Here is a 2,746-nt window from a genome sequence, read left to right as displayed (position 1 = left end):
TTTATGAAAATATAACAATTCTTGCTTATAATAAGAATAGAGATAAATTGATGATCTGGTAATGGAAATGGTAGTTAGCCGTGTGAAAATTACTGGTGCCAACATCGGTTAACGAAGCAAATAGCGGACGATCCTGCAAAAATGACATTTTTGACTACCTTTAAAAAGATAACTTAACCGAAAAATTCGCGTCCCCTACTCCGCTACTTGCGTTAACCGGGTACGTTACCCAAAATATAAAAAATGGACACTGCTTTAAATTCGAATAAGTCTCAAAGTAAAACAATGAAGAAACTGACACCTCTCAAAGTCTTTTCTGTTCTTTACATTTTTGCGTGTGTTGGATATATTATTTTTAACTGGGAAACTCTGACTCAAGCTGAGGGCTGGGGAATGGTTTATATGATCGGACTACTTTCAGCCGGATTTATCGGACTTTTAATAGATCTGGTCTTAATAAAACTGATCAAATTAAACTGGATATTTTACTTTGCCGAAATACTCCTAATTTTTTTCTTTTCTATTGAGTTATGGATTGAGCTGACATAAAAATACTTTGGGTAACAGCGGTTATCAAAAATGGCTTTTTTGAGAGATAATTTGCTACATTTATTTCCATAAGAACAACCCGTAATGCCGGAAAGTGAATCCTTCCCTACACGCCACTTTCGTTAACCGGGAACGTTGCAGCAAATTAAAAGTCATTGCTATTTTGCCATTTTTGAGAGGAAAGGTTTCTGAAACTTGCCAGCCTTAATTTTCAGTCCGACAAGCCAGTTATTAAAAGCCACTTTAGAGACTATAACGGCAACTGTCCTTTTCCACCACGAAGCGGATTCTTACTCAGCCGCAAAGGCAGCGGACAGTGTTTGCCGGACCTTTTGGAAAAAATGAAAATTAACTCTGTTCTGGAGAAGACACTGCTGATTCTAAACTTGCCGCAACATCGGTTAACTAAAATGGCTTTTTTGAGAGATATTTTCCTACATTTATTTCCATAATAAAAAACGTTACGCCGGAAAGTGGATCCTTCCCTACACGCCACTTTTGTTAACCGTAGACGTTGCCTACAATATATGTTTAGAAAATTTCTGCTTCCAATCTTTTCGATTTTTTTAATTTCTTGCGCTTCTACCAAGAAACAGTCAGGTATTCTATTCGATCAAAAATTTGAAAAATGTACTGATGAAAAATATGATCGTTTAGCCAATCTATCTTTTCCTGTCGATACTTTATTATTTCAAAAGGAAAATATTCATAACCTTTTGGAAAACGAATTAATTAAAGAAGGTTATTTAGAAGAAATAAGTAAAAAGGGATATATAAAACTTTTGAATTCTGATATAGATCTTGAGTTTTTTGAAAAATTTGAGTCTGAAATTGGCTTTAATCCTGATTTACTTTTCCCAACAATGCAATTTATAACCTGCTATGGAATTTTATATCATAGATTAAAACTTTTCAAAGAGGATAGTTGGCAATTTAAATTCGGACAAGCATTCAATGAATATGAAGCGTATGGAAAAATGAATATAAAAAGTCCTTATTTAGAAAATGCTCTGGAAGAAATACCTGAGGAAAAATTCAAAAATCTTATTTACAGAAAACTCTTTTTAGATCTTCTTTACAATTATTACGAGCAACATATACAGTAGGCAACATCGGTTAACGAGCAAATAGCTGCAGACTAATTAAAAATGACATTTTTGACTACCTTTAAAAGATAACTTAATCGATCTATAATCGTTTCCCAGGTCCGCTACTTGCGTTAACCGGGAACGTTGGCTACAATTATGAAACACCCTCTGCACTAAAAATGAGTAATTTCAACAAACTTCTAATTGAATGTGAAAAAAGCATTGACTTTCATACCAATCATCTTAACTATTTAAGACAGCAAGTTGGACTTTTAGAGGAAGCTAAAAGATTAATTAAAAAAGCTAATCCTAAAACAGATTTTGAGGATTTTGATGAAATTGAAAATCTAAATAATTACAACGGCTATTTAACAATTTCAACTCTGGATCTAGCGGTAAATCTTAAACATCTAATCTTAGCAAAGACTGATTGGGAAAAAGTTTTCTTCATAAAAAACTCTTATTTGATAATCCACGAAACCTTAAATAGGCTTAAGCCATCAAAAAATGATTTTCTTATAGAAAAATCTATTACTAAAGACTATCCAAGTTTATCAAAGAATTTAAAAGAGTTGATTGAGGATATAGATAAATTTAAAACTAGCTCAGAATACAAAAAAATAGAAAAAACAAGACATCATACAGCTGGACACATTACTGATAGTCTTAAAAGATATTACGACAGAATAAGTGATTTAGATGGTGAAATTGCAGCAAAAAATATTATTGAGTTTATGAAAATTTCCAGGAAAGCTCTGGATTTGACTAAAGATTATGCAATTCTAGCAAATGATAGAAGTGTTGAGAAAAATAAGAAAATTGAAAAATCATTTGTGGAAACCTTGGAAAGATTAAAGAAGCTAATAAAAAAATAACTGTAGCCAACATCGGTTAACGAGCAAATAGCGGTAGATCCTTCTAAAATGATATTTTTGACTACCTTTAAAAAGATAACTTAACCGACAAATAATCGTTTCCCAGGTCCGCTACTTGCGTTAACCGGGTACGTTGTGTGTCATTTATGCTAAGGCACAATAAAATTTAAAATTGATCAATAGACTTGAAAAAACTTATTGAAAAATACGATGGAAAGAAATACACGCTAAAAG

Annotated in this window: 3 protein-coding genes; all 3 read left to right on the top strand. The window is 32.4% G+C overall.

The features are described from left to right. Window positions 1-243: 243 nt before the first annotated feature. The 3 genes from ACFQ1G_RS01300 to ACFQ1G_RS01290 all read left to right on the top strand — a co-directional run bounded on the left by ACFQ1G_RS01300 (window position 244) and on the right by ACFQ1G_RS01290 (window position 2,512). Window positions 244-549 carry a hypothetical protein gene (locus tag ACFQ1G_RS01300; protein ID WP_380736431.1) on the top strand — a complete coding sequence of 102 codons (306 nt, stop codon included), beginning with the start codon at window positions 244-246 and terminating at the stop codon, window positions 547-549. A gap of 527 nt (window positions 550-1,076) precedes the next feature. Then, complete coding sequence (locus ACFQ1G_RS01295) at window positions 1,077-1,655, top strand: hypothetical protein (protein ID WP_380736430.1); 579 nt, start codon at window positions 1,077-1,079, stop codon at window positions 1,653-1,655. A gap of 161 nt (window positions 1,656-1,816) precedes the next feature. Then, window positions 1,817-2,512, top strand: coding sequence for a hypothetical protein (locus ACFQ1G_RS01290; RefSeq protein ID WP_380736429.1), 696 nt, complete (start codon window positions 1,817-1,819; stop codon window positions 2,510-2,512). Window positions 2,513-2,746: the final 234 nt, after the last annotated feature.

Origin of the sequence: Salinimicrobium gaetbulicola (assembly GCF_042676025.1) — a bacterium.
GTDB lineage: Bacteria > Bacteroidota > Bacteroidia > Flavobacteriales > Flavobacteriaceae > Salinimicrobium > Salinimicrobium gaetbulicola.
The sequence above is the reverse complement of the archived record's forward strand: the minus strand, read 5'-3'. Positions and strand labels throughout refer to the sequence as shown.